At 73.8% G+C, this 25,772-nt stretch carries 24 protein-coding genes; 11 read left to right on the forward strand and 13 right to left on the reverse strand.

Annotated elements, in window-relative coordinates; all coding sequences use genetic code 11:
• Positions 1–51: 51 nt before the first annotated feature.
• On the forward strand, positions 52–2,487 hold the full coding sequence (locus HP550_RS20890) for a lysylphosphatidylglycerol synthase transmembrane domain-containing protein (RefSeq protein WP_175349611.1): 2,436 nt from the start codon (positions 52–54) through the stop codon (positions 2,485–2,487).
• Positions 2,488–2,656: 169 nt separating this feature from the next.
• The gene (locus HP550_RS20895; protein ID WP_343048305.1) at positions 2,657–3,070 is read left to right on the forward strand and encodes a DUF1622 domain-containing protein; all 414 of its coding nucleotides are present in this window, start codon (positions 2,657–2,659) and stop codon (positions 3,068–3,070) included.
• A gap of 30 nt (positions 3,071–3,100) precedes the next feature.
• On the opposite strand, the gene HP550_RS23160 is transcribed toward HP550_RS20895, so the two are convergent.
• Positions 3,101–3,955, reverse strand: coding sequence for a universal stress protein (locus tag HP550_RS23160; RefSeq protein ID WP_210768360.1), 855 nt, complete (start codon positions 3,953–3,955; stop codon positions 3,101–3,103).
• A 190-nt stretch (positions 3,956–4,145) separates the two neighbouring features.
• Between HP550_RS23160 and HP550_RS20905 the strand changes: the two genes are divergently transcribed.
• Positions 4,146–4,427 carry a dsRBD fold-containing protein gene (locus HP550_RS20905; protein WP_175349612.1) on the forward strand — a complete coding sequence of 94 codons (282 nt, stop codon included), beginning with the start codon at positions 4,146–4,148 and terminating at the stop codon, positions 4,425–4,427.
• Positions 4,428–4,534: 107 nt separating this feature from the next.
• Entirely contained in the window at positions 4,535–5,182 is a 648-nt protein-coding gene (locus tag HP550_RS20910) for a GNAT family N-acetyltransferase (protein WP_175349613.1), read from the forward strand.
• Here HP550_RS20910 and HP550_RS20915 read toward each other — a convergent pair.
• Together HP550_RS20915 and HP550_RS20920 are read right to left on the reverse strand one after the other, a co-directional pair.
• Positions 5,172–5,657, reverse strand: a complete 486-nt coding sequence (locus tag HP550_RS20915; protein WP_175349614.1) for a DUF3592 domain-containing protein — start codon at positions 5,655–5,657, stop codon at positions 5,172–5,174. The two genes, HP550_RS20910 and HP550_RS20915, sit on opposite strands and share 11 nt — an antisense overlap.
• An 80-nt stretch (positions 5,658–5,737) precedes the next feature.
• Positions 5,738–6,283: a pyridoxamine 5'-phosphate oxidase family protein gene (locus HP550_RS20920; RefSeq protein WP_175349615.1), complete on the reverse strand. Its 546-nt coding sequence runs from the start codon at positions 6,281–6,283 to the stop codon at positions 5,738–5,740.
• Between the two features lie 123 nt (positions 6,284–6,406).
• Between HP550_RS20920 and HP550_RS20925 the strand changes: the two genes are divergently transcribed.
• On the forward strand, positions 6,407–7,483 hold the full coding sequence (locus HP550_RS20925; RefSeq protein WP_175349616.1) for a DNA polymerase IV: 1,077 nt from the start codon (positions 6,407–6,409) through the stop codon (positions 7,481–7,483).
• A gap of 24 nt (positions 7,484–7,507) precedes the next feature.
• On the opposite strand, the gene HP550_RS20930 is transcribed toward HP550_RS20925, so the two are convergent.
• Positions 7,508–10,270: a glycoside hydrolase family 3 C-terminal domain-containing protein gene (locus HP550_RS20930; RefSeq protein ID WP_175349617.1), complete on the reverse strand. Its 2,763-nt coding sequence runs from the start codon at positions 10,268–10,270 to the stop codon at positions 7,508–7,510.
• A gap of 126 nt (positions 10,271–10,396) precedes the next feature.
• Between HP550_RS20930 and HP550_RS20935 the strand changes: the two genes are divergently transcribed.
• On the forward strand, positions 10,397–11,287 hold the full coding sequence (locus tag HP550_RS20935) for a helix-turn-helix domain-containing protein (protein WP_210768361.1): 891 nt from the start codon (positions 10,397–10,399) through the stop codon (positions 11,285–11,287).
• Positions 11,288–11,311: 24 nt separating this feature from the next.
• On the opposite strand, the gene HP550_RS20940 is transcribed toward HP550_RS20935, so the two are convergent.
• The 5 genes from HP550_RS20940 to HP550_RS20960 all read right to left on the reverse strand — a co-directional run bounded on the left by HP550_RS20940 (position 11,312) and on the right by HP550_RS20960 (position 15,405).
• Positions 11,312–11,944, reverse strand: coding sequence for a response regulator (locus tag HP550_RS20940; RefSeq protein WP_175349618.1), 633 nt, complete (start codon positions 11,942–11,944; stop codon positions 11,312–11,314).
• Positions 11,937–13,334, reverse strand: coding sequence for a histidine kinase (locus HP550_RS23165; protein ID WP_175349619.1), 1,398 nt, complete (start codon positions 13,332–13,334; stop codon positions 11,937–11,939). The genes HP550_RS20940 and HP550_RS23165 overlap by 8 nt, the downstream gene beginning before the upstream one ends.
• Positions 13,335–13,389: 55 nt before the next feature.
• Positions 13,390–13,866, reverse strand: a complete 477-nt coding sequence (locus HP550_RS20950; RefSeq protein ID WP_175349620.1) for a hypothetical protein — start codon at positions 13,864–13,866, stop codon at positions 13,390–13,392.
• 97 nt (positions 13,867–13,963) lie between these two features.
• A complete protein-coding gene (locus tag HP550_RS20955; RefSeq protein WP_175349621.1) occupies positions 13,964–14,662 on the reverse strand; it encodes an ANTAR domain-containing protein in 699 nt (232 codons plus the stop codon).
• Positions 14,659–15,405 carry a GAF domain-containing protein gene (locus HP550_RS20960; protein WP_175349622.1) on the reverse strand — a complete coding sequence of 249 codons (747 nt, stop codon included), beginning with the start codon at positions 15,403–15,405 and terminating at the stop codon, positions 14,659–14,661. The genes HP550_RS20955 and HP550_RS20960 overlap by 4 nt, the downstream gene beginning before the upstream one ends.
• A gap of 191 nt (positions 15,406–15,596) precedes the next feature.
• On the opposite strand from HP550_RS20960, the gene HP550_RS20965 reads away from it, so the two are divergent.
• Genes HP550_RS20965 through HP550_RS20975 form a run of 3 tightly spaced genes read left to right on the forward strand, consistent with a single transcriptional unit; the run spans position 15,597 to position 18,666 of the window.
• Positions 15,597–16,535: an ANTAR domain-containing protein gene (locus HP550_RS20965; RefSeq protein WP_175349623.1), complete on the forward strand. Its 939-nt coding sequence runs from the start codon at positions 15,597–15,599 to the stop codon at positions 16,533–16,535.
• Between the two features lie 53 nt (positions 16,536–16,588).
• Positions 16,589–16,978, forward strand: a complete 390-nt coding sequence (locus tag HP550_RS20970; protein ID WP_175349624.1) for a metalloregulator ArsR/SmtB family transcription factor — start codon at positions 16,589–16,591, stop codon at positions 16,976–16,978.
• Positions 16,975–18,666 (forward strand): SulP family inorganic anion transporter, encoded by a 1,692-nt coding sequence (locus tag HP550_RS20975; protein ID WP_175349783.1) that lies wholly within the window; start codon positions 16,975–16,977, stop codon positions 18,664–18,666. Before HP550_RS20970 ends, HP550_RS20975 begins: the two co-directional genes overlap by 4 nt.
• 19 nt (positions 18,667–18,685) lie before the next feature.
• Here the strand turns inward: HP550_RS20975 and HP550_RS20980 are convergent, their stop codons facing one another.
• The 3 genes from HP550_RS20980 to HP550_RS20990 are packed head-to-tail and all read right to left on the reverse strand — an operon-like array spanning position 18,686 to position 21,890.
• A complete protein-coding gene (locus tag HP550_RS20980; protein WP_175349625.1) occupies positions 18,686–19,471 on the reverse strand; it encodes an ABC transporter permease in 786 nt (261 codons plus the stop codon).
• A complete protein-coding gene (locus tag HP550_RS20985) occupies positions 19,468–20,967 on the reverse strand; it encodes a DUF1349 domain-containing protein (RefSeq protein ID WP_175349626.1) in 1,500 nt (499 codons plus the stop codon). The genes HP550_RS20980 and HP550_RS20985 overlap by 4 nt, the downstream gene beginning before the upstream one ends.
• A complete protein-coding gene (locus tag HP550_RS20990) occupies positions 20,964–21,890 on the reverse strand; it encodes an ABC transporter ATP-binding protein (protein WP_175349627.1) in 927 nt (308 codons plus the stop codon). Before HP550_RS20990 ends, HP550_RS20985 begins: the two co-directional genes overlap by 4 nt.
• A 121-nt stretch (positions 21,891–22,011) precedes the next feature.
• On the opposite strand from HP550_RS20990, the gene HP550_RS22015 reads away from it, so the two are divergent.
• A complete protein-coding gene (locus HP550_RS22015; RefSeq protein WP_210768362.1) occupies positions 22,012–23,214 on the forward strand; it encodes a sensor histidine kinase in 1,203 nt (400 codons plus the stop codon).
• Positions 23,211–23,876: a response regulator gene (locus HP550_RS22020; RefSeq protein ID WP_343048307.1), complete on the forward strand. Its 666-nt coding sequence runs from the start codon at positions 23,211–23,213 to the stop codon at positions 23,874–23,876. Before HP550_RS22015 ends, HP550_RS22020 begins: the two co-directional genes overlap by 4 nt.
• Positions 23,877–23,884: 8 nt before the next feature.
• Here HP550_RS22020 and HP550_RS21000 read toward each other — a convergent pair whose 3' ends face one another.
• Complete coding sequence (locus HP550_RS21000; protein WP_175349628.1) at positions 23,885–25,558, reverse strand: cation:proton antiporter family protein; 1,674 nt, start codon at positions 25,556–25,558, stop codon at positions 23,885–23,887.
• Positions 25,559–25,772: the final 214 nt, after the last annotated feature.

The raw sequence follows: 25,772 nt of genomic DNA on the forward strand, positions 1-25,772 counted from the left end.
CCGCACTCTCGGCCGCACCGCCTCAGGTCAGTCGTCATGCCAGGAGGCTCGATGGCCGTCACCGCGGATCAGGCTCGCGACAGCGGGTTGGTCCGCGTCTGGTCGTCCGCGGCCGACGCCCCGAGGTTGCGTCGGCCGACCGACGTCCTCCTGCTGGTCACCTCCCTCCTCGCCCTCGGGCTCCTCGCCCTGGCGGCGCCGGGGCCGACCGGTGCCGACCACGCGCTCGACGCGGCTCTCGCGCGGCTCGAACCGCTGTTCGGCTGGCTGTGGAGCATCGTCTACGCCGTCCTGACCCTCTGGGCAGTGGGCGTCGTCCTGCTCGCCGCCGCGAGCCGAGGACGGCGGCTGCTGCTGGTCGACCAGCTGATCGCCTCGGCGGTGGCGTTCGGTGCCGCGCTCGGAGCGGGGGCACTCGCCGGGACCGACCCGTCGCTGATCGTCGACGGCCTGGTGTCCTCCGGCCCACCGGTGGTCTACGTCGCGACCCGGGTCGCCATCGTCACCGCCGTCGTCGTCACGGCCTCGCCGCACCTGGCCCGACCCTGGAGGTACGCGAGCCGGCTCGTCGTCGGGCTGGGCGCCGTGGCAGCGATCGGGCTGCATGCGACCAACCTCATCGGTGCGAGCGCGGCCATCGCCGTCGGGATCGCCGCGGCCGCAGTCGCGCACCTCGTGATGGGGTCGCCCCAGGGACGACTGACCGACGCGCAGGTCCAGGTCGCGCTCGCTGACCTCGGCGTCCTGGCCACCCGGGTGACCGCTGCTCCGGCACGCGTCGCCGCGGAGAACGTCCTCGTCGCGCGCACGGAGCAGGGCACGGATCTCCTCGTCAAGGTCTACGGGCGTGACGCGTGGGACAGCCAGGTCGTCGGATCGCTGTGGACGGCCCTGACGCGTCGGGGTGAGCGCGCACACGTGTGGGGCACCCGCCGGTCCCGCGTGGAGCACGAGGCCCTCTACACGATGCTCGCCGCGCAGGTGGGCGTGCCGACGCTCGACGTCGTCGCGGTCGGGCTGGCGGACCAGGGCGACGCCCTGCTGGTGACGAGCACGCCCCACGCGCACCTGGGCCTCCTCGAGTCCGGGGCGCTGGGCGACGACACGCTCGGCGACGTCTGGCGCGCCGTGGTGGCTCTCAACGCCGCGGGGATCGCGCACCGACGGATCGAGAGCAGCAGTGTCGTCGTCCGCACGGACGGTTCGGTCGCCCTGGCGGACTTCGACGCCGCTGCCCATGCCTCCGACGAGGGTGACCTGCGCACCGACCAGGCCCGGCTCCTGGTCGTCACGGCGCTCGCGGTCGGCATCGACCGGGCGCTGTCCGCGGCGGTCGGCGTCGTCGGACCCGAGGGCCTCGCGGCGGTGCTGCCCTACGTGCAGCCGGCGGCGCTCGGGAGCCGGACTCGTGCCGAGCTGCGAGGAGCGAGCTGGACGCTGGACGAGCTGCGCGCGGCGGCCGTCACCGCCGCCGGTGTCGAGGATCCGCCGCTGGAGCGCCTGCGGCGGGTGACCCCGCGGTCGATCGGGAGGCTGCTCCTCGTCGGGCTCCTGGTCTACGTGCTCGTCACCCTGCTGGCCGGCGTCGACCTCGCCAGCGTCGCCTCGGCGCTCGCGTCGGCGGACTGGGCCTGGCTCGTGGCAGCTCTGGCCCTCTCCCCGACCATCCAGATGGCCCTCGCCGGCGCGACCATGGGAGCGGCGACCGCGCGGCTGCGGTACGTCCCGGTCCTCATGCTGCAGTACGCCATCCAGTTCATCTCGCTCGTGCTGCCCGCGACCGCCGCCCGGCTCGCGCTCGAGGTCCGGGTCTTCCAGAAGTTCGGCATCCCCGCCGCGACCGCCCTGTCCTTCGGCCTCATCGACAGCGTCAGCGGGTTCGTCGTGCAGGTCGCACTGATCGTGCTGATCCTCGTCAGCGGTCTGCCCGGCTTCACCTCGGCACTGCCCGCAGCCTCGAGCACCGCGGGGTCCGACCCCACCAGCCCCTCGCTCGTCGTCCTGCTGGTGGCGCTCGTCGTGATCGGCGTGGGGGTCACCCTGCTCGTCCCCCGGCTGCGTCACCGCCTCACCGCCCTGATCCCGCGCGCCCGGGCCGCGCTTGCCGACCAGGGTCGTGCGGCGCGCTCCGCGCTCGGGGTGCTCCGCAGGCCGGGCAAGGTGGCCGCGATGCTCGGGGGGAACCTCGGCGCACAGCTCCTGCAGGCGGGCGTCCTCGCGCTCTGCCTGCAGTCGTTCGGCCAGACCGTCTCGTTCTCGCAGCTGATCCTCGTCAACACCGCCGTGAGCCTGTTCGCCGGCCTCATGCCCGTCCCCGGCGGGATGGGGGTCGCCGAGGTCGGCTTCACCGTCGGCCTCCAGGCCGTCGGGGTCCCCAGCGAGATCGCCGTCTCGACCGCCATCACCTTCCGGCTCGTCACGTTCTACCTGCCACCCGTCTGGGGAGCGGCCGCGATGCGCTGGCTGCGCCGGAACGAGTACGCGTGACGACGTACGCAGCCCGATCCACGCGATCATCGCCTCGATCGAGGCCGGCGACGCGCTCACCCAGGAGGTCTGCCATGCCGCTCCGTCCGGCACGCACCGACAGCGTCGACGTCCTCGGCCACCCCGTCGCCACATCGGTGCGACGGCGCGCCTGGGGGGCGGTGACCGCGTGAGCTTCTCGGAGGTGATGGAGCAGGTCGCCCGAGCCTTCGAGGCGCTCGGCGCACTGATCCTCGTGCTCGGGTTCGTGTGGTCGCTCGCGCTCGCCGGCTCCGCATGGCGCCGCACGTCGGACGGCAAGACCGGATTCGTGACGCTGCGACGGTCCTTCGGCGCGGCACTCCTGCTCGCTCTCGAGGTGCTGGTGGCCGCCGACCTCATCCGGACGGTCGCGGTGGCGCCCACGCTCGAGAACGTGGTGGTCCTGGGCCTGATCGTCCTGATCCGCACCGTGCTCAGCTTCTCGCTCGAGGTCGAGATCGAAGGTGTCCTGCCCTGGCGCAGAGCCCTCGTCTCAGGCCCGACCCGGGTGGCCGAAGCCGCTCGACGCGCGCGCGCAGCACCTGACGCCCCGAGCGACTGAGGAACCGCCGCCGCCCCCGGGTGCAGCAGGCTACGACGTGACGAGCCGCTGCTGCCCCGCGAGGCGCGGGACGACGGCGACCGGACAGTCGGCGTGGTGCAGCACCGCCTGGCTCACGGAGCCGAGCAGCAGGCCGGCGAACCCCCCACGACCGCGAGAGCCGACGACGACGAGGCTCGCGCCGCGACTCTCAGCGATGAGTGCCTGGCGAGCGTCGCCCTCCACGACGACCCGCACGACGGTGACCCCGCGCGGGTCGTGGTGCCGCAGGGCGCGATCGAGGACGCCCGCGTCGGCCCCCGACGAGGCGATCATGACCGCCCTCAGCGTGGATCCGTGGGCAGCCGCGAACGCGAGGGCGAGCTCGGTCGCAGCCGTGGCGGCGTCGCTGCCGTCGACCCCGACGACGACCGGACCGTGCGGCTCCGGGCGCCCGCGCACCACGAGCACCGGGCAGCGCCCGTGCGTGACCAGGGCAACCGCGACCGAGCCGACGAGCAGCCCGGTGAACCCGCCCAGCCCGCGGTCGGCGACCACCACGAGCGCGCTGTCCACGCTCGCGCGCAGGAGCACGGGCGCTGGTGCACCCGGCACCACCCGGCCGGTGACTGCGACGTCGGGTGCGGCACGACGGGCCACCTCGACCGCCTCCGCCACGACGCGCTCGGCCTCGTGGCGCAGCCCCGGCGCCCCGGACCCCGTCGCGGCGGATCCCTGAGGCACCCGCAGCTCGGTCCAGACGAACGCGTGGACGACCTCGAGCGGGTACGCGAGCAGTCGCGCCTCAGCGGCGGCCACCGCTACCGCACCCAGAGCGCTGGCCGATCCGTCCACCCCCACCACGATCACGGGGGTCGGGACTGTCTCCGCCACGACGGTCACCACCTCTGGCGCTGCTCCTTCGGCTGTCGGACCGATCGTCCGACCGGGGTGGCTGCGGACGGTAGAGCCGTTCGGCCCTGGACCCGCGAGCGGGGACCTTGGGCCCTACGCCACGGGCGGAGTCCCGGCGGACGCTGAACGGGAGGCCGCCCGCCGCACGGGTGGGCTGCCACGGGCGGAAGGGAGCAGTGCGATGACGCGTACCTGGAGAGTCCGGATCGATCTGTTCGAGACCGACGACCTGCGGGGGGACGGCGACGTCACGAAGGCGCACGCCGAGCTCACCACGTCGAGCGGCACCCGCCTCGAGGGTCAGGGACGTGCCCGTCGGGCACCGCAGGACCCCGACGTCCCGGAGATCGGCGACGAGCTGGCCGCGGCCAGGGCGCTGCGCGACCTCGCCGACCGCCTGCTGCGGGCCACCTCGGAGGACATCTCCGCGCTCGAGCACGAGGACGTCCACATCGTGCGGTGACCCCGCGCGTCGTGCACCAGGAGGGTGACACGACCGGCCGCGGCGCGCCACGATGGTTCCGCCGCCGCGGACGTCGGCCCGGTGGACGGTCCCGGTGAGGAGTCGCGGTGGTGGTGTCGGACGGTGCGCGCGGGACGCCGAGTCACGTGCGGCCCGCCCGTGCGACGGACCTGCCCGCGACCCGCGCCGTGCTGGCGCGCGCCCTCGCGCACGACCCGCTGATGGACTGGATCTTCGGGTCCCACCCCCGCCGTGAGGCCGTGGTCGCGGCGTTCCTGTGGGCGCCCATCGAGGCGTACACCCTGGCCGGCACCGCCTGGCTGGTGATCGATGACGAGCGCGCCGTGGGGGCGGCCGCGTGGTCCGTGCCCGTGACCCAGCCGACCGCCGCGGACGGCGGCCCTGAGCTCCCGGGGCGCGCGATGGTGGACCTGCTGGTGCCCGCGGACCACGTCGCACTCGTCCGCTCGGGCTTCGCGGCCATGCACGGGCAGCTGCCGGAGGAACCCCACGCCCTGCTGCACTTCCTGGGCGTCGACGCCGACCGGCGCGGCCAGGGCATCGGGGGGACGCTCATCGAGGCCGGCCTCGCCGCGATCCCCGCGGACCTACCCGCCCATGTCAACACCACCGTGGACGCGAACGTGCGCCTCTACGAGTCGCACGGGTTCGTCCGGGTCAGCTCGGTGCGGCTCGGCGAGCAGGGTCCAGTCATGCACGGGCTGCGCCGGCCGGCCCCCGGACTCAGGCGTTGACGAGGGGGTGCCGAGGGCGCTTCGGCACCGACGCGACCGCGGCCAGCACCGCGAGCACCGTCAGGACGATGCTCACCACGGCGGCCGTGTCGTCGGGCCCACTGTCCGCGCGCGCGAGGTCCTCGGGCTCTGACGGGTTGACGAGCACATCGAGAGGCTCCCCCACCGCCAGCAGCGGGTCGTCGTCGTCCGAGGGGACCTCTCCGCGCATCGCGTCCGCGCCGGGTAGGGCGTACCGCACGACGTACCCAGCGACGTGCGAACCCCACTTGCCGCCGTAGGTGTGCTCGACGACGGTGCCCGTGGTGACCACCCCGTCACGGCGCAGTGCCGCGTTGTCGAGCACATAGCTGGCCGCCGCCGCCCCGAGCGCCAGGGCGGCCACCGCGAAGGCGGCGGCGGCGAACAGCCGCACGCGTCCGCGGGGGGTGTCCCGCACGCGGACGACGCCCTCCCGCGCGGCACGATCCGTCATGCCGGACAGTGTGCCAACCCCGGCCGTCGATCGACGGAGAAGTCAGCAGCGCGGCGTTCTGCAGCGCCCGCGCGACCGGATCAGAACCGGTACGCCGTCTGGCCGTGCCCGCCACCGAAGGCGAGCACCTTCGCGGGGACGACCCGGTAGACCCACGCACCGTCGGACCCGCCGCCGGTGTCGCCGGCCTCGACGAACCCCTGGCCGCGGACCTCGAACTTCCAGTCGTCGCCGTACTTGGCGAACCAGGCGTCCGCCAGCCTCTGCAGGGCGTCCGGCTCGGTCACCCGCGCCGCGGTCCCCTCGACCACCAGCTCGGTGCCGCTGTCCCAGCCGCCCGCGCCGGTACTTCCCGTGGTCACCGCGACGCGAGCGTTGCCGTCGAGGTTGCGCGTCTTCTGCTCCTCGGCGCCCGTGCAGAAGGCGAACACCCCGTCCACCCAGACGCCCACGAGGGGAACGGCGTGCGGACGGCCGTCCGTCCGCACCGTGATGATCCAGTAGAGCTGCGCGTCCGCCAGCCGTCCCTCGATGGCGGACCACGTCGGTGCCGTGGCCGACGGGTCTCCGTACCGTGGATCGATCTCTCCGGTCGTCACACGCTGATCGAGCTGCTCGTTCACCATGGTGGCCCCTTCGCTCGGCGACACTCCGCGACGGACGGTGCTGCGACCGGGGATGGCCTCCTGACCGGTCGTTCGCGACGATACCGGGCGACGCAGAGGCCGGACACCGGGCAGACTCGGCGCATGGGCACGCGTGAGGCGTGGGTGCTGCACGTCGACCTCGACCAGTTCGTCGCGGCGGTCGAGGTGCTGCGCCGCCCCGAGCTGGCGGGCCGGCAGGTCGTCGTCGGAGGCCGCGGGGATCCGACGGAGCGGGGCGTCGTCTCGACCGCGTCCTACGAGGCCCGTGCGTTCGGTGTCCGCTCGGGGATGCCCCTGCGGATCGCGGCCCGCAAGCTCCCCGACGCCGTGTTCCTGCCCGTCGACGGCGCCGAGTACGAGGCCGTGTCGGGACGGGTGATGGAGGCGCTGCGGTCGTTGGGGGCCGTCGTGGAGGTGCTCGGCTGGGACGAGGCCTTCCTCGGTGCCACGACCGACGACCCCGAGTCGCTGGCCCGGCAGGCACAGGCGGCGGTCCTCGACGAGACGCAGCTGCACTGCTCCGTGGGCATCGGCGACAACAAGGTCCGCGCCAAGATCGCCACGGAGTTCGGCAAGCCCGCCGGGCTGTTCCGGCTCACCGCGGAGAACTGGTTCGACGTCATGGGCGACCGACCGACGATCGCCCTGTGGGGCGTCGGGACCAAGGTGTCGCGCCGGCTCGCCGCCCTCGGTGTCACGACGGTCCGCGAGCTCGCCGCCGCGCAGGTCGACGCCCTGATCGCAGAGTTCGGGCCGAAGATGGGCGTCTGGTACCACGAGCTCGGACAAGGGATCGGCCCGACGACCGTGGACGACAGCCCCTGGATCCCGCGCGGCCACAGCCGGGAGACGACGTTCCAGCAGAACCTCACCACCCCCGACCAGGTGCGCGAGGCCGTGCTCCGGCTGGCGAACGACGTGGTCGAGGACGCTGCCGAGGATGGCCGGTCGGTCGAGCGTGTCGCGCTGAAGGTGCGCTACGCGCCGTTCGTCACGAAGAGCACGAGCCGCAAGCTCCCGGCGCCCACCCGCGACGCGCAGACCATCGTCGGCGCGGTCATGGCGCTGGCGGACACCCTCGAGGACCGCGAGGTCCGGCTGCTGGGGGTGCGCGCCGAGATGACGATGCCTCAGGACGCGGACCCCAGCGAGCGGACACCGGTCCGCGGCCGGATCTGACCACGGACCGGCGTTCTCGCGGCCTCAGGGACGCACGCGGACCGCGCCCGCCAGCTCGGTGTCGACGGACGAGCGTCCGATGTAGACGGCGACCTGGCCCGTCGGGGTGACCCACTGGTCGGCGTCGGCGTCCCAGTACGAGAAGTCCCGGCGGTCCAGCTCGATCCGCACCTGCTGGCGGTCGCCCGCACCGAGCTCGACCTTGGCGAACCCCGCGAGCTTGCGCAGCGGAGAGGCGACGCCCGGCAGCGGCCCGAGGTACACCTGCACGACCTCGGTGCCGTCCCGGTCGCCGACGTTGCGCAGCCGCACCCGCGCGTCGACCGTGTCCTGACCGCCGGTCGCCCGGATGACGTTGCCGACGCGGAGCCGGTCCATCTCGAACTGCGTGTAGGACAGCCCCTCGCCGAACGCGAACTGTGGGGCGACACCAGCCGCGAGATAGCCGCGGTAGCCGACGTTCAGCCCTTCGGTGAACTCGACGTCCGGGTCGTCCAGCCACGGGTTCTGCACCCCCGCCGGCAGCGCGTCCTCGCTGCTCGGGTAGGAGACCGGGAGCCGACCGGACGGGTCCTCGTCGCCGAACAGGATGGCGGCCAGCGCGTGGCCCTCCTCCTGCCCGCCGAAGTAGTTCTGGAGCACCGCCGGCACGGCCTCGGCCCACGGCATGATGACCCCGGCACCGGTGGAGACCACCACGACGGTCCTCGGGTTGGCCGCGGCGACCGCACGGATGAGCTGGTCGGCGTTCTGCGGCAGCTTGAGCGAGACCATGTCCCGCTCCTCGCTCTCATAGGTGCGGACGAAGACCACGGCGACGTCGCTCGCCGCGGCCGCGTCGGCCGCCTCCGCCACGGACGGCGGCACGGCGTCGGCCGGGGTGGACCACTGGAGCAGGAACGTCCCCGGCTGGAGGCCGACGAGCGGGCGGTTCTGGGTGTACTCGACGACGAGGTCGTACTCCTGCCCGGCCGTCAGCTGCTGCGGCTCGGAGCGGACGTCGCGACGACCGTCCTCGCCGGTCATGTCGATGATCAGGCCGCCGTCGAGGTAGACCTTGGCGTCGCCCCACCCCGTCGCCCCCAGGACGTAGGCGCCGGTGCTCGGTGCGACGAGTCCGCCGGTGTACCGCACGGACTGGTCGCCGTTGCCGGCCGGGCCGAGTCCGTCGAGGGCCGGCGTCGGCTGCACCTGCGAGCCGTAGAGGCTCGCGAAGGCGGGCTGCCCTCCGATGAACCCGACGTCGTACGCGACCTGGTGCTCGGTGCGGGTCAGCCCGGCGGCGCCCGACCACGTCGCGTTGGGGTAGTACCGCGCGGTGAGCCCGTCACCGATCCCCCGCTCGGGACGAAGCACGGACGACGGCACGGCCGTCATGTCGAGCGTCTCGATCATGTTCGCGCCGTTGACCGGGTCGTTCCCCTGGGCGTAGCGCACCTGCGCACCGATCTCCTGACCCCGCTCGCGCAGGGCGTCGAGCAGCGAGACCTCGTACGTCGGCTGGATGTACGCCGAACCGCCGAGCGCGGACGGGATGGTGGCGTCGGCGCCCACGACGGCGATCGAGTCGATCGCGTCGCCGTCGAGCGGCAGCGCCGCCGCGTCGTTCTTCAGCAGGGTGATCGCGTCCTCCTGCACCTCGCGTGCCACGGCTCCGTGCTCCTCGACCGGGATGGCCGTCGGGGTGTAGTCGTTGTCGAAGATCCCGATCGCGAACATGGTGCGCAGGATCCGCAGCACCGACCGGTCCACGAGCGCGACGGGCACACTGCCGCCGTTCACCGCGTCGAGCAGCGCGTCGGCGTAGAACGCCCGCGTGCCGGTCTCCATGTCCGTCCCGGCCACGATCGACGCCTCGGTGGAGTGGATCGCCCCGAAGTCGGTGAGCACGAAGCCCTGGAACCCGAGCTGCTCGCGCAGGATCTCGTTCAGGGTGGACTCGTTCTCGCACGAGTAGACCCCGTTGATCTTGTTGAACGAGCACATCACCGAGCCGAGGTTCGCGTCGCGGATGGCCGCCTCGTAGGCCGCGGTGTGCACCTCGCGCAGGGTGCGCTCGTCGACGACCACGTTCTGCTCACCGCCGCGGTACCGCTCCTGGGTGTAGGCGGTGTAGTGCTTCAGGTCCGCGATGACGTTGCGCGCCTGCACCTCCTGGACGAACGGCACAACGATCGCGGAGTTGAGCTGCGGGTCCTCGCTCGCCGACTCGGCCTGCCGGCCCCAGAACGGGTTGCGGGTGGGGTCGGAGTTGGGGCCGAGCAGGACCTCGTGCCCGGTCTGGCGCGCCTCGTCGGCCACCACCCCCGCGTAGTCGCGGGCCCGGGCCGGGTCCCACGTCGCCGCGAGCGCCAGGGTGGCCGGCATGGCCGTCGCGGTGTTCGCGGTGTCGGGGAGCACCCACCCCCGGGAGGCGATGCCGTCCGTGGCGTCGGCCATGCTCAGCTCGGGGATGCCCAGCCGCTCGATCGGTGCGCTGTAGAACGCCGCCGGCCCGGAACCCTGGTCGCCCGCCATGAGCTCGACCTTCTCCTCCAGCGTCATCGCCTGGAGCAGCAGCACCGCACGCTGGTCGGGTGACAACGCCGTGTTCATCCACGGGTCACCCGGTGCCGCCGCGCCCGGCGAGCCCGTCTGCACCGTGATGACCACGGCGGCCGCCGCCACTCCCGCCGCCAGGCGTCGTCCCCTGCGTCCACTCCGACCACTGCGCACCGAGGTCATCGCCAGCCCCTCCCCCTCGAGCACGGTCCGCGCACCCGGATCCCGGGCGGGTCCTTGGGTCACGGTCCGGATCCTGCCGATGACACTCCGGTCACCGCGCGGTCGTCGACCCCCGAGGGGGGACCAAGTGTGGTCCCCCTCCCCGGTGCCGATGCTCGGAGGGTCGGGTAGCCCGGTCTAGCATCGAGTGTGCGCAACGAAGCGCTCCGCCAGTTCCTCATGGTGCGTCGGGCTCGCATCACCCCGGAACGTGCTGGCCTCCCGTCGCCCAGCGATCGGCGCCGCGTCGTCGGCCTGCGCCGCGCCGAGGTCGCCGCCCTGGCCGGGATCAGCCCCGGCTACTACAAGCGGGTGGAACGCGGGGTGGTCGGCGGGATCTCGGCGTCGGTGCTGGCCGGACTCGCCCGGGCCCTGCAGCTCAACGACGCGGAGCGTGCCTACCTGGCCGACCTGGTGCGGGGCTCGTCACCGAGCCGGCTCGGCCACCCGGCCCCACCGGCGCACGCGGTGCGACCGTTCGTCCAAGAGCTGCTCGCCGCGACGAGCCTGCCGTGCTGCGTGCTCGACGACCGGCTCGACGTCCTGGCCGCCAACGACCTGGCCCGCGCGTTGTACCTCCCGCTCTACGAGAGTGCCGACAGGCCCGTGAACCAGGCGCGCTTCACGTTCTACGACGCGGCGTCCCGGGACTACTGGAGCGACTGGGACGCGATGGCCGACCTGGCCGTCTCGCTGTTGCGGGGCAGCTCGGGCCGGGACCCCGTCGATCCCGGGCTCGCCGGCCTCATCACCGAGCTGAGGGCCCACAGCACCGACTTCCGGACGCGCTGGGCCGCCTACGACGTGGCCTCCGACACTGCCGGGGTGCGGGAGATCAACCATCCCCTCGTCGGGCACCTCACGCTCGAGACGCACTCGATCCCGCTGCCGGAGGACCCGGGCCAGCGCGTCCTCGTGCACACCCCCTGTCCCGCGGCGGGCGCGACGGGACAGCTGGCGTTGCTCGCCTCGTGCGGCGCCGACCTGCGTGCGGCCGGGGTGCCCCGCCCGCGGGGGCGACACGCGCCGCGCGGAGGCTGATCGACGGAGTTCGACCCCGGCGACTCACTCGTCGGGGAGGTGCTGCGTCCCCCACAGCGCGGCGCTCGTGCGGTCGGTGACGCCGATCTGGCGGAAGACGTGCCCCACGTGGACCTTCACGGTGCGCTCGCTGATCCCCAGCGCACGTCCGATCTGCTTGTTCGCCATCCCCTTGCCGAGGAGCCGCAGCACCTGGAGCTCGCGCGGGCTCAGCCCGTCCGCCGGCGAGACCGTGGTCGACGGCAGGAGCGCTCGCGCGACGCGGGGATCCAGTGGCGCGAAGCCCAGCGCCGCCGAGCGCACAGCGGCGATCAGGTCCCGCGGGTCGCAGTCCTTGAGCAGGTAGCCGATCGCACCGGCGGCGAGCGCGTCGCCCACCCGGGTCGTGTCGGAGAACGACGTGAGCACGACGACGTGCGTCCCCGGTTGCGCCGTGACGATCCGGCGTGTGGCCTCCACCCCGTCGAGCACGGGCATCGACAGGTCCATCAGGACGACCTGCGGGAACAGCGCCGCTGCCAGTGCCACGGCCTCGGCGCCGTCGGCGGCCTGGCCGACGACACGGAGGCCCGCGGCGCCGTCGACCAGACCCGCCAGACCGGACCGCACCAGGTGGTGGTCGTCGGCCAGCAGGACGGTCACGTCGTCGTCACTCATAGGTCCCCCCGTCCACCCTCAACCGCCATCGGCAGCCCTGCCCCGGCGCGGAACGCACCGCGAGCTCCGCGCCGGCCGAGGTCGCGAGGTCGCCCAGCAGCCGCAGCCCGAAGTGTCCCTCGGGCGGTGCGGCAAGGACCTCCAGCACGTCGAAGCCGACCCCGTCGTCCTCGACCTCGAGCACCACCTGGCCGCCGTCGCGCGTCAGGCGCACGACGACCGCACGGGCACGCGCGTGGTCCACGGCGTTGCGCACCGTCTCATGGGCCACCCGGTAGACGAGCTGCTCCTGCTCGGGAGCGAGCCCGACGGCCGCGTCCGCGTCGAGGTCGAGACGGACCTCGCTCCCGCGGGCGGCCAGCCCGCCGACGAGGTCGGTCAGGGCGGCCCCGAGCCCGGCGGTCCGGAGGCTGGGCGGGTAGATGTCGACCAGGAGCGAGCGCAGGCCCTTGATGCTGGCCCGCACGGTCTCGGACGCCTCCCGCAGCGGCTCGCCGAGCTCGGGAGCCGTCGACCTCTCCGCGCGCTCCGCCGCACCCGCCAGCACGAAGGACGACGCGGCGAGCTCCTGCACCACGCCGTCGTGCAGGGTGGCCGCGATGCGCCGCCGTTCCTGGTCGGAGGCCTCGACCGCGTGCTGGAGCAGCACCTCGCGCTGCCGCTGTCCGCGACGCAACCGGTCCAGCAGCGTCCACAGGACGGGGAGCATGAGCACGACGAGCAGCAGCAGGCTCGTCACGGTGATGCCGGCGAACCCGCGCCAGAGGGCGGTCGAGCGGTCCGTGACGACGTCGTACCGGCTGTAGGTCTCGAACAGCAGCGGGGTGCCGTCCGGGGTCCACACGGGCCGGTACACCTCAAGCAGCTTGCCCTGCCCTCGCTCGTACACGTTCTCGGGCTTGCCGAGGTCGCTCACCTCTGCCTCGGTGGCCGGCGCCGTGAGCACGGCCGTCTCGTCGTCGTCGAGCGGGAACGTCCGACCGATCAGGCGGTCGTCGTCCGAGTAGACGATCCGCCCGGCACGGTCCCAGACCTTGACCCGGATGATCCCGTCGCTCAGCACGCCGCCGCGGACCACCGCGTCCAGAGCCGCGACGGCGGCCGGGTCACCGGTCGGCAGTCCGTCGAGGAGCGCAGGCTGGACCACGGCGTCGGCGATCAGGTCGGTGCGGCGAGCGGCGTCGTTGACCGACTCCTGCTCGGCGATGCGGCGGCTCGCGGTGAGCCCGAGCAAGGCGACGAGGACGAGCACGACGGCAGCCGCGCCGACCAGCTGGCCGAACACCCGCCAGGTCCGGACTGGGCGCTCCTCGGCCCCGGCCCGCCCGGCACCGACCCGCCCGACCGGGACCCATCCGGTCTCGACGGGCCGGTCGGAAGTGGTCCGCACGGGGCTCACCCTAAGGCCGTGCTGCGGCGGGTCGATGCCCGCGGAGCCCGCCGGGTCAGTCGTCGCTGCCATGACCACCGTGGTCGTCGCCGACGTCGTGCCCCACCCCGTCGTCCGCGCCGCCGCCACCCGATCCCGAGTCGTCGCCGCTCCTGCCACGGTGGCCGGAGTCGTCCGTCGAGATGGTCGCGCTCGGAGCGGGCACCGGGGCGGGGAGGCTCCCGTTGACGTCGCGGTCGTCCCCCACCTCGACACGGTCGTCGCGGTCGGCCGACCCGCCGTTGTCATCGCCGGCCGACGGCGAGGGCGTCGCGGACGGGCTGGGCACACCGCCCTGCACCGCGCGGTCGTCGCCGTCCTCGGTCCGGTCGTCCCGGGCGGTCAGGCCACCGCGGTCGTCCACGACGACCGCCTGCGTCGGAGGGTCCACGGGCACGGACGGGCTGAGGCTGCTGTTGCCGGCCAGACCCGCCGCAGCGGGGATGGCGGCCAGGGCGGCGGCCGCGGTGAACACGATCATGCGCTTCATCATCAGGACTCCTCGAACGGTGTGCGTTGACGAGTCCTTTCTCCCCTGAAGGAGGTAGTGCGCACCATCAGACGTTGGTACTAGTACCGGCACCCGGGCGTCAGCGCTCCTGAGCGGTCCGGACCACGTGCTGCGCCACCTGCGCCAGGGTGGACCCGTTCGAGGACGCCCGGGCGATCAGCTCGTCGTAGGCCTCGGCCATCTCCAGGCCGAGCTGGAACGCGAGCACGCCCTTGGCCTGCTCCACGACGACCCGTCCCTCGAGCGCCTCGGTGACGCGCTCCGCGAGGTCCTCGTCGCCGAGGGCCGCCGGCTGCACGATGGCGAGAGTCGCGAAGTCGGCGAAGCTCTGCGCGAGCACGGCGGACGGCTCGGTGAGGTCCGCTGCGGTGACGGAGAACAGGTTGAGCCCGCCGATCGCGTGGCCGCGCCAGTGCATCGGGAAGGCGTGCACCGACAGGAAGCCTGCGTCGACGATCTCCCTGCCGACGTCGCCCCAGCGCGACACGATCGCGTCGCTGCCGACCGCGCTCGACCGCTCACCCGTGCGGGCGGCGTCGACGCACGGACCGGAGTCCCGCTGCGCGTGGTAGAGCTCGAGCTCGTCGACGCGGTGGGACGTCGCGCTGAGCAGCTCGAAGGCGCCGTCCCCGGTGCGCACCAGCACGGCCGCGGCGTCGGCAGGGAGCAGGGCCGCGCAGTCCGACACGAGGCGCGCCAGGAGCCCGGTGATCTCGTGGTCCTCGACCAGGGCGCTCGCCACGTCCGCGAGGGCTTGCGCCGATGTCCGTGCGGTCATCGCTCACCACTTCCCGTGCTGTCGTCCGAGGATGCCGCGTCGTGGGACACACCTTGGTTCGTGTGGGTGAAGCTCAGGCGCCGGTGGACCACGTCGGCGGCGATCTCGTCGAGAGTCGCACTGCTCGCGTAGGCGTGCGCGCGCAGGATGGCGAGCGCGTCGGCGGGCGCGATCGCCAGCTGGGCCACGATCATCCCGGCCGCCTGGTGCACGCGCGCGCGGTCCGACCAGGCGGCGAACGGTGCCGACCCGTCCGTCGCGCGTTCGTCGAGCAGCGCCGCACCGACGGCGTCGGCGAGGAACTGGGCGTCGTCGAGGCTCTCGGTCAGCGGACCGGCGGACCGGTAGAGCGTGATCACCCCGATCGTCGTACCGCCGGGGTGCATCGGGATCGCCCAGACCGTGACCGGGCCGGCGATGTCCCCCGCCATCTCCGTGAACATCGGGAAGGGGCCGCCCTCCGCACCGTCGACGTGGGTGACCACCGCCCGGCCCTCGCGGAACGCCTCCTGCCCGGGGCCCTCCCCGAGGACGTCCTGAAGGTCCTCGATCCGCGCGGACGTCCCGTCGGACGTGCTCACCGTGAGCCGTTCCGGGCGGGTCGACGCGAGGGTGATCGCTCCCCCGTCGGCGCCGAGGATCTCCACGCAGGCCGCACACAGCCGCGAGGCGAGAGGCAGGTCGCGGTCCCCCGCGGCTACCAGCCTGGCGAGCCGGGCCAGGACCGCGCTGCGGTTGGTCACGGTTCCACCGACCTGAGCTCCATCCGCCCATCCTCCACCCAGCACGGCCGGCGGGCGGCCCACGGACGGCGGGAGCCGAGCCCGAACCCGCATGCTCGGCGCACGCCTCGGGCCTAGTCTCGGAAGAAACGTCCGTGGCGGGCGCGACCCGGCGTCCCGCAGGCTCGTCCGACACCACTCTGGGGGATTCGATGACGGCGACGACGACGTGTGTGGGTCAGTTCCGCTGTGCGTCCGCCGGCGAGCGCTGGTGGTGGTCCGACCAGATGTTCCTCATCCACGGGATGCGTCCGGGCGACGTGGTGCCGACCCGCGAGCTCCTCCTGGCCCACGTCCACCACGACGACCGACAGGTGGTCGCCGACGTCCTCGACCAGAGCGTCGCGGGCTCCGACACGCGCGGGTGCGAGTACTCCCTGCTCGACCTGTCCGGCAAGGCCCACCGCGTCGTGCTCGCGGCCGCGGGTGGCGCGGGAGACGACGTCACCGGGTTCCTCGTCGACGTCACCGCCGCGCGGGACACCCTGCTCGCCGAGCGCGTCAACGCGGACCTCGCGCTCGCGCTGGAGTCCCACGCCGCGATCGACCAGGCGAAGGGCATCCTCATGCTCATCTACGGCGTCGACGACGAGGCTGCCTTCCGGCTCCTGAAGCAGAGCTCTCAGAAGCGCAACGTCCGCCTGCGGTCGCTCGCCGGGCGCGTGATCGACGCCGCGGCCGCCGGTCTGGAGTCCACCGCGCGCGAACGCTTGGACGAGGCGCTGAGCACCGTGTTCGCCGAGGACCCCCCTGCGCCCCAGGCCCGGCGCAGCCCGATCCTGGAGCTGCGGACCGAGAGGGAGGGCGACACGTCGATCCTGCGTGCGTTGGGCCGGGTCGACCTGTCCAACCGGGACGACCTGGCGTCCGCGATCACGCTGGCGCTGCTGCGCGCGTCCGCCGGGGGCACCGTCACGGTCGATCTGCGCGGCGTGGTGCGCATCGGGTCCGCGGCCGCCGACGTCCTGACGACCGCACTGCGCCAGAGCGCCGCGCACGGCATCACGATGACGATCGTCGGCGGTGGTCCCGGCGCCGACGAGCCGCTGGCGCACCCGTTCCCGCACTCCCCGGCCACCCCGACTGACTGACGCGGTCGAGAGTGGCTTGAGGGTTTGCTAAACTCCTCAATCGAGGAGGTCACGTGCCCACCACCGAACTGACCGCGCCGCTCTACGCCATCAAGGCCGACCTGTTCCGCTCGCTCGCCCACCCCACGCGCATCCAGGTGCTCGAGGTCCTCAGCGCCGCGCCGGACCACGCCGCCTCCGTGAGCACGCTCCTGGCTGCCACCGGCGCCGAGGCCTCCGCCCTGTCGCAGCACCTCGCGGTCCTCAAGCGCTCAGGCGTCGTCGCGTCGGCGCGGACGGGGAACGCGGTCGTGTACCGGCTGAGCCGCCCGCTCGTGGCCGAGCTGCTCGTCGTGGCGCGTGCCTTCCTGCGGGAGATCCTCAGCGAGTCCGGCGCGCAGCTGGCCGCAGCCGACGACCTCCCGCCGCTCTCGGACGTTCACGGGGGCGGTGACGGGTCCTGAGCTGGTCACCACGCGGGCTGCTCCCGAGCCGCGCCGACGTCGACCTGCGCCCACGTACGGTCCGGGCCGACCTCGTCGCCGGGGTCACCGTGGGCATCGTCGCGCTCCCGCTGGCTCTCGCGTTCGGCGCCAGCGCCGGCGTCGGCCCGGCCCCCGGGCTGATCACGGCCGTCGTCGCCGGCATCGTCGCGGCGGTCTTCGGGGGCTCGCGGGTCCAGGTCTCCGGACCCACCGGTGCCATGGCCGTCGTGCTGGCGCCCATCGTGGCGACGCACGGCCCCAGCGCGGTCCCGCTCGTCGCCATCCTCGCGGGCGCCATCGTGCTGCTGGCCGGCGCCACGAGGCTGGGACGCGTGGTCACGTTCATCCCGTGGCCGGTGGTCGAGGGGTTCACGCTCGGCATCGCGACGATCATCTTCCTCCAGCAGGTTCCCGCCGCAGTCGGAGTCCACGCCTCTGTCGGGGGCAACCCGCTCGTCGTCGCGATCGACGCGGTCGCGCACGCCGGGGCGTCGCTGTGGTGGGCGCTCGGGTCCGTCGCGGTCGTCGCGGCGGTCATGCTCGTGCTCCCCCGGTTCGCGCCCGGCCTGCCCCCGTCGCTCGTGGCGGTCGTCCTGGTCACCACCGTCTCCCAGCTCGCGGACGCTCCGCTGGCTCGGATCGGCGCCCTGCCCGACTCGTTGCCGCTGCCGTTGCTCCCGACCGTGGACCTGGGCCTGCTCCGCGCCCTGCTCGGCCCGGCGGTGGCCGTCGCCGCGCTGGCCGCGATCGAGTCCCTGCTATCTGCCCGGGTCGCCGCTGCGATGCCCACGTCGGGCGGTGCACCGGACGACGACTCCCGGCGTTACGACCCCGACCGGGAGCTCGTGGGCCAGGGCCTGGCCTCGATCGCCTCCGGTGCGTTCGGCGGCATGCCCGCGACCGGCGCCATCGCCCGGACCGCGGTCAACGTCCGCGCCGGCGCGCAGACGCGGCTGGCCGCCCTCACCCACTCCGTGGTGATCCTGGGGGTCATCTACCTGGCCACGGGAGCGGTCTCCGTGATCCCGCTCGCCGCCCTCGCCGGCGTGCTGATGGTCACCGCCACGCGGATGGTCTCGGTGGCCGCGGTCCGCGCCGTGATGATGTCCACCCGGGCGGACGCGCTCGTCCTCGTGGTCACGGCGGTGATCACCATCGCGGTCGACCTGATCGAGGCCGTGCAGATCGGCCTGCTGGTCGCGGCGTTCTTCACGTTGCGCTCCGTCTCGCGTGCGACCTCGGTGCACCGCGAACCGCTGCCCGGCCCGGCGCAGCCCGGCGACGAGCACATCGCGCTCTACCGGCTGGACGGCGCGATGTTCTTCGGTGCCGCCGACCGGATCGGTGCCCAGATCCGCGCGAGCGCCGACGCCCTCGTCGTCGTCCTGCGGCTCTCGCAGCTCCGCCTGGTCGACGCCACGGGCGCGCACGCCCTGGCCGAGCTCGTGGCCGCCCTGGAGCTCTCCGGCGTCACCGTCCTGGTCAAGGGCGTCCAGCCCCAGCACCTCCAGCTGCTCACCCGGGTGGGCGTGCTGGACGAGCTGCGGCACGAGGAGCACCTGTTCGACGACCTCGCACCCGCGCTCGAGCACGCCCGGTCGCACGTCGCCCGCAGCACGGCCGCCCGCAGCGCCGACACGGCGGAGCATCAGCGCGCCGCGTCCTGAACGCTCGATCGACCGTTCGTCACGCATCCCGCCGGCAGAGCACCACTCCGCCGGCGAGCACGACCGCCGCCGCGTACCCCGCGACGAGCCCCAGGCCCGGCCACGGGGCGATGTGCAGCGCGGCGAGGTCGCGGGTCGCCTGGACAGCCAACCCGGCGTCCGTCGGGGCGTACCGGTGGAGCCAGGCCTGCCAGTCGGGGTCGGAGACGAACAGGGCGAGCACCGGGCCGAGGAACAGCACCGCCATCATGAGCGTCACCGCACCGCCGGTGTCCTGGACCAGCAGCCCGATCCCGACGCCGAGCAGCGCGACGAGCACCAGGTACAGGACGGTCCCGACCGCGGCGCGCTGCGTCAGGTCATGGAGCAAGGTCGAGTCCGGGTAACCCGCCTCGGCAGTGAACCCGCGCGAGGGCAGCACGGCCCGCGCGACCAGGAGCGCGCCGCCGACGCCGAGCGCCGCGCCACCCGCCGTGAGCACCCCCACGACGGCGACCTTGGCGGCGAGCACCTCCCCCCGCCGCGGCACGGAGACGAGCGTGGGTCGGATCGTCCCGGTCGCGTACTCGCCGGTGACCAGGAGCACCCCCAGGACCGCGGCACCCACCTGGGCGACGTTGACGCCCGCCAGGCTGAGCCGCACGGTGTCGAGCACGCACGGGTCGTCCCCGCACTCGTCGACCCGCAGCGTGCCGGTGACGGCCAGCCCCAGGGCGACCATCCCCAGCGCGACCACGCACACCAGCCACCCCGTGCTCGGCAGCGAGCGCGCCTTGGTCCACTCCGCCCGCAGGGCGCCGGTCATGCGTCCCGCCGGCGCAGCTGCCACCACGCCAGACCGAGCGCGGCCGCCGCGTAGCAGAGGACCACGGTGATGCCGGCGCCGGGCCCGATGAGCGCCCACGGCTCGGCGAGCGTCGCGGTCGGGGGCTTCGCGCGCAGCGTCGCCAGACCGCCGGCGAGGGTCGTGTACATCAGCCAGCGCGGCGACGTGCCGGGGAGCACCGTGCCGGCGACGAGCGGGAGGACCACGAGCACGATCGTGAACGTGATGGCCACCGCGCTGCGCCGCACGAGCATCCCGACCGCGAGCGCCACGAGGGTCACGCTCGTCATGAACAGGGCGGTGAGCACCAGCGCGCGGACCACGGCGGCGTCGGTCAGCGACGGGGTCGGGAAGGCGGGCGGCGCCATGCCGCTGTCCTGGAGGATCGGCACGGCGACGACGAACGACGCGACGACCGCGACCAGGCTGAGCACGAACGTCGCCGCACCGAGCACGGTCGCCTTCGCGGCGAGGACCTGCCCGCGCCGGGGCACGGCCGTGAACGTCGTGCGGATCATGCCGCGCCGGTACTCCGACGTCCCGAACAGGGCGCCGACGCAGATGAGGGCCATCAGCCCGGCGACCACGCCGAGCAGCGCCGCCTCGACCACGTCGTCGTCCGGCGCCTGCGGACCGACCTTGCCGGAGCCCGTGACCGTGTACGTCCCGGAGCGCTCGGTGAGGACCGGCCCGGACGGCGCCTCGGCCGCGCCCATCGCGATCAGGTCGTCCGTGATCGGCATGGTGACCGCGGTGCCTCGCCACGTCCCGTCGGACGCCGGCGTCACGGTGACGTCCTGGAACGTCGCCACGGCACTCTCCGGGTGCTCCCCCATCGACGCCCCGCCCATGCCGCGGGCCACGTACACGGCCGGGGCCGAGAGCACCGCCGGCCCGACCTCCGCGGTGTCCGGCACGGCCGCAGGCGTCATGGTGGCGATCTGCTGCCACTCCACCCCGTCGGCGGACTCGAACCCGGTGACCTCGTCGCCCGTGCGCGTCAGCCGCAGCCACCGGTCGTCGGCGCTCGGGGTGCCGGCGACGTCCTGCGTGAAGTCGGACTGCATCCGCACGCCGTTCGAGCCGGTCAGCAGGACGGACACGTACGACGACCCAGGTTCCGTGCCGTCCTTGAGCGTGATGCCGGCGGCGACGTCGGTCCACGGTGTCCGGGGCACCACGGTGCCGCGGTCCGGACCTCCTCGGTCCGCACGGGCACCCGTCGGGGTGAGGGATGTGACGTGCACGGTCACCGACACGTCCCCGGTCACCGTCCGGTGCGCGAAGCCGAAGCCGTCCGCGACGGGGTCGCCGTCGGGGCCGGTGACGAAGTTGGGGTGGTCGTTGATGTCCGTGGTGCCTCCGGCCGCCCCGAGCGCGCTCAGGCCGACGGTGAGCACCGCCGCGCCGACCAGCGTGGCGATCCACCGCGGCACGGACCGGAGCTTGGTCCACTCCGCCAGCACGGCGCTCATCGGGCGTCCTCGTCCGCGGTCGCGAACTCCACCGCGCCGCGCGTGAGCTCCATGTAGGCCTCCTCGAGAGAGGCGCGGTGCCGTCGCAGCTCGACGAACGTGACGCCGGCCGCACCGAGCAGGGACGCGATCTCGCTGCCCGGCAGACCCTCCACCACGATCCCGTCGGCGGCCTGCACGGTGACCGTCGCCCCGGCGTTGGCCAGGACCGTCATCGCCTCCGACCGCTGCGGCGTGACCACCTCGACCTGGTCCCTCGACACGGACGCCAGCAGGTCCGGCACGGCCGTCTCCGCGACCAGCCGCCCGCGGCCGATCACGACGAGCCGGTCGGCGGTGTCCTGGAGCTCGCCCATGAGGTGGCTGGAGACCAGGACGACGCGGCCCTGCGACGCCAGCGCGCGCAGGAGGAGCCGGATCCACACGATGCCGTCGGGATCGAGCCCGTTGGTGGGCTCGTCGAACATCAGCACCGGGGGGTCACCGAGCAGCGCCGCCGCGATCCCCAGGCGCTGCCGCATGCCGAGCGAGAAGCCCCCCGCGCGCTTGTGGGCCACGGCCGCGAGACCGACCTGATCGAGCACCTCGTCGGCCCGCCGGTCCGCGATCCCGTTGCTCCGCGCCATCCACAGGAGGTGGTCGCGTGCGCGCCGGCTCGGGTGCACGGCGTCGGCGTCGAGCAGCGCACCGACCCGGGTCAGCGGCCGGTCCAGGGTGCCGTACCGGCTCCCGTCCACCAGCGCCTCGCCGTGGTCGGGGGCGTCGAGCCCGAGCAGGAGCCGCATGGTCGTCGACTTGCCCGCGCCGTTGGGCCCGACGAACCCGGTCACCTCCCCGGGCCGGACCGTGAACGACAGACCGTCGACGGCGACGACGCCGCGGTAGGTCTTGCGGACGTCCCGGACCTCCAACGATGGCTCCATGCCGACGACGCTACGGACGGTGCGCCGCGGGGTCGTCACGCCCGTGCGGGATCTGTGCGGCCCCTCGCACGAGCGATCCGGTCCCTCGCTCGGGGGATGACACCCCGGCGACAATGGGCAGATGACGTGGCGACCCGCGCCGACGGTCCGGGCCTCGGTGGCGGCCGTGGTCCTCGCCGTGCTCGCCGTGGCGCAGGCGGCCGCCGGGGGGAACGCGGCCGTGTCCGGGGCGGTCGGCACGGGGCCGGCGGTCTCGACGGTGGAGCGGCCGCAGGACGTGCTGGTCGCCGTGCTGCTCGCGCTGGCGACCACCGCGCCCGTCGCCCTCGCCGGCACCTGGCCCGTGGTCGCCGCCATGCTGATCGCGGCGGCGACCCTGCTGGGCCTCGGGGCGCAGGTGCCGCCGACCGTCGGCGGGTTGCTGGCGCTCGGCACGGTGTACGCCGTGGTCGGGCTCCGGCACCGCGTGCGCACCGTCCTCGTCCTCGTCGCGCCGTTCGTCGCCGCTCTCGCCCTGCCGGTCGAGAACGTGTCGGCGACCGTCGTGGTCCTCGGCGTCGCCCTCCTGGCCGGCGTCGGGGGGATCGCGTGGCGGGTGCGCGACGAGGGTCGACGCCGCGACGCAGTCGTCGAAGCCGCGCACGAGTCGACGCTGGAGCACCTGGCCCGCGGGGAGCGCGCCCGCATCGCCCGCGAGCTCCACGACGTCGTGGCCCACCACGTCTCGCTGATCGCACTCCAGGCGGAGGCGGCGCGGCTGACGGTGCCGGGCATGCCGCCCGAGGGCGAGAAGCGGCTGCTCGCGATCGGCGCGACCGCGCGGACGGCCCTCGCGGAGATGCGCCGGCTCCTCGGGGTGCTGCGCGAGGACGCCGACGGGGCGGACGTGGTCACGCGCCGCCCGCAGCCCGGGCTGGCCCAGCTCACGGAGCTGCTCGACGAGGTGCGCGACGCCGGACCGGGCGGGGCGCGCCTCCTCGTGCGCGGGAAGGTGGCCCCCCTCGACCAGAGCATCGAGGTGACGGCCTACCGGATCGTGCAGGAGGCGCTCACCAACGCCCGGCGGCATGCGCCCGGCGCCGCGGTGGACGTGGAGCTCGACTACCGACCGGACCGGCTGGTGGTGCGGATCCGGGACAACGGTCCGGGACCCGCGGCGATCGACGGCGACGTCGGTCACGGCGTCGGTCACGGCGATCCCGGTCACGGCCTCGCCGGGATGCGGGAGCGGGCCGCGATGGCCGGCGGGACCGTCCGGACGGGTGCCGGATCGCTAGGGGGCTTCCTGGTGAGCGCGGAGCTGCCGGTCCCGGGGTCACCGTGACGCCCACGCGGGTGGTCGTGGTCGACGACCAGGAGGTGGTCCGTGCGGCGTTCGGCGCGCTGCTGGCCACCCAGTCCGACTTCGCGGTGGTCGGCACGGCGGCCGACGGCGCGCAGGCCGTGCGGGTGTGCCACGACGAGCAGCCCGACGTGGTCCTCATGGACGTGCGCATGCCGGTGATGGACGGGATCGAGGCCACGCGCCGCATCGTGGCGGCGGAGCCGTGCCCGCACGTCCTGATCCTCACCACGTTCGACCTCGACGAGCACGTCTACGACGCGATCGAGGCCGGGGCCAGCGGGTTCCTGCTCAAGGACGTCACGGCCGAGCGGCTGTTCGACGCCGTCCGGGTGGTCGCCGCCGGGGACGCCCTGCTGGCACCGGGAGTGACCCGGCGGCTGGTGGCCGAGTTCGCCAGGCTCCGGTCCCGGCACCCGGCCCCGACCGCTGCGCTCGACGCCCTCACCCCGCGGGAGCGCGAGGTGCTCCTCCTGGTCGCCCAAGGGTTGTCCAACCCGGAGATCGCCGCGCACCTCGTCGTCGGCGAGGAGACCGTCAAGACGCACGTCAGCCGGGTGCTCACCAAGCTCGGGCTGCGCGGTCGCACCCAGGCGGTCGTGCTCGCCTACGAGACGGGCCTCGTCGTCCCCGGCGCGCACTGACCCGCGGGTCAGGCGGACTCGGCGCGGCGGTCGAGCGGGTCGAGGACGTCGAGCTCGTCGCCGGGGCGGGCCGGTGCGTGGTGCTCCGGCGGTGCCCCTCCGCGGGCGGCCAGCAGCACCTCGGCCGCGTGGTCGGCGAGCGCGAAGCCGGCCGAGCCGTACAGGTGGAACACCGCGTCCGCGCCGTGCCGCTGGAGCTCGGCGACGTCGTCGTCGTACCGCGCGACGGCGGCGACCTTGCCGGTGAAGCCGGCGGCCTGGAGCCGGGCCAGGGCGATGAGGTTGGCGTTGTGGAACGGCATGGCGAGGACGGCCATCTTGACCCGGCCGGCCCGCTGCACGCGGTTCCAGAACTCCAGGTCTGTGGCGTCGGCGCGCACGACGTCGTAGCCCTCGTCCTCCAGGGCGAGCACCCGGGTCTGGTCGTGCTCGACGCCGACGACGGAGAGCCCGTACTCGTCCCGCAGCCGCGCGTACGTGGACGCTCCGACGCGCCCGAGGCCGAGGACCAGGGCATCCGCGTCGCCGATGTCCACCAGCCGGTCGTCGGGGTGCAGCCGGTCGCTGTCGCGTGCCGGGAGCAGGCGCGACATCCGGCTGGCCAGCTCGACGCCACGGCGGTTGACGACCGCGGACAGCCCGAAGCTGAACGCGACGGCGAGCGAGACCACCACCACCCACTGGTCATCGAGCAGCCCGGTGCTCGCGCCGACGGCCACGACGATGATCCCGAACTCGGAGTAGTTGGACAGCACCAGTCCCGCGAGGAACGACGTGCGCCGGCGCAACCGCATCAGCCACAGGACGAGCGCGTAGGCGGCGACCTGGAACGGCAGGAGCAGGAGGATCAGCAGGGCGAGGCCGATCTCGAACAGGTGCGGCGTCCCGTGCAGCCCGATCTGCACGAAGAACGCGACCAGCATGAGGTCCTTGAAGGTCATCAGGGACCGCGACAGCTCGCCGGCCTGCGGGTGCGACGACAGCAGCACCCCGACGACGAGCGCGCCGACGTCCCCGTCGATGCCGACCAGCTCGAACAGCCCGTAGCCCAGGACGACCGCCACGCACACGCCGAACAGCGCCTGGAGCTCGCCGTGCCCGACGCGGTCCCAGATGCGGTGCAGCACCCACGCACCGGGGATCAGCAGGAAGAGCAGCAGCGCCCACGGGCTCGGCGGCTCGCCGCTGGACATGGACAGGAAGACGACGGCGGCGACGTCCTGCATGACGAGCACACCGACGGCGATGCGTCCGTACAGGGACGTGGTGTCGGAGCGGTCGTCGAGGACCTTGACGACGAACACGGTGGAGGAGAACGAGAGGGCGAACCCGACCAGGGCGAGTGCGCCGAACGACTCGTCGGCCACGTAGCCGAACCCGATCACCGCGAGCAGGCCCAGGAAGCCGAGCGCCATCGCGACGCTCAGCGCCATGTGCACGACGCTGGTCAGCCAGATCTCCCGGCGCAGCAGCGTGCGGACGTCGAGCTTGAGGCCGATGGCGAACAGCAGCAGCACCACACCGAGGTCGGCGATCGGCTCGAGGTAGGGCAGGGTCGGGGCTCCGACGGCGCCCAGGGCGAACCCGGCGGCCAGGAAGCCCACGAGCGGGGGCAGCCGCAACAGCACCGCGACGAGCCCACCGAGCAGCGCGGCGCCGAGGTACAGGGCAGCAGCTGCCATGAGGTCCCTCTCGCGCCGGCGGTTGAGTGGTGAGGTCCCCATCTTGCCTGTACCGCGGCCCTGCACATTGCACGGCCCGATCCGGCGCTCCCGGGCCGCGGAGGGCACATACTCGGAGCACGGCTCCGTGCACGACGGCGGACGTCTCTCACCTCGGTCACGCAGACGGCCCCCTCGAGACACCACCCCAGGACGTGCCGGTGGCCAGGGGAGA

Source organism: Cellulomonas humilata, from assembly GCF_013359775.1.
In the GTDB taxonomy this organism is placed as follows: domain Bacteria; phylum Actinomycetota; class Actinomycetes; order Actinomycetales; family Cellulomonadaceae; genus Cellulomonas; species Cellulomonas humilata.

What these genes read in the sequence shown, in the direction of transcription:
- HP550_RS20965 (WP_175349623.1), top strand. Translation starts at nt 15,597, where the DNA reads ATGACGGCGACGACGACGTGTGTGGGTCAGTTCCGCTGTGCGTCCGCC.
- HP550_RS20980 (WP_175349625.1), bottom strand. Translation starts at nt 19,471, where the DNA reads ATGACCGGCGCCCTGCGGGCGGAGTGGACCAAGGCGCGCTCGCTGCCG.
- HP550_RS21000 (WP_175349628.1), bottom strand. Translation starts at nt 25,558, where the DNA reads ATGGCAGCTGCTGCCCTGTACCTCGGCGCCGCGCTGCTCGGTGGGCTC.
- HP550_RS20905 (WP_175349612.1), top strand. Translation starts at nt 4,146, where the DNA reads ATGACGCGTACCTGGAGAGTCCGGATCGATCTGTTCGAGACCGACGAC.
- HP550_RS20950 (WP_175349620.1), bottom strand. Translation starts at nt 13,866, where the DNA reads ATGATGAAGCGCATGATCGTGTTCACCGCGGCCGCCGCCCTGGCCGCC.
- HP550_RS20920 (WP_175349615.1), bottom strand. Translation starts at nt 6,283, where the DNA reads ATGGTGAACGAGCAGCTCGATCAGCGTGTGACGACCGGAGAGATCGAT.
- HP550_RS20990 (WP_175349627.1), bottom strand. Translation starts at nt 21,890, where the DNA reads ATGGAGCCATCGTTGGAGGTCCGGGACGTCCGCAAGACCTACCGCGGC.
- HP550_RS22015 (WP_210768362.1), top strand. Translation starts at nt 22,012, where the DNA reads ATGACGTGGCGACCCGCGCCGACGGTCCGGGCCTCGGTGGCGGCCGTG.
- HP550_RS20955 (WP_175349621.1), bottom strand. Translation starts at nt 14,662, where the DNA reads ATGACCGCACGGACATCGGCGCAAGCCCTCGCGGACGTGGCGAGCGCC.
- HP550_RS20890 (WP_175349611.1), top strand. Translation starts at nt 52, where the DNA reads ATGGCCGTCACCGCGGATCAGGCTCGCGACAGCGGGTTGGTCCGCGTC.
- HP550_RS20925 (WP_175349616.1), top strand. Translation starts at nt 6,407, where the DNA reads ATGGGCACGCGTGAGGCGTGGGTGCTGCACGTCGACCTCGACCAGTTC.
- HP550_RS20940 (WP_175349618.1), bottom strand. Translation starts at nt 11,944, where the DNA reads ATGAGTGACGACGACGTGACCGTCCTGCTGGCCGACGACCACCACCTG.
- HP550_RS20915 (WP_175349614.1), bottom strand. Translation starts at nt 5,657, where the DNA reads ATGACGGATCGTGCCGCGCGGGAGGGCGTCGTCCGCGTGCGGGACACC.
- HP550_RS20985 (WP_175349626.1), bottom strand. Translation starts at nt 20,967, where the DNA reads ATGAGCGCCGTGCTGGCGGAGTGGACCAAGCTCCGGTCCGTGCCGCGG.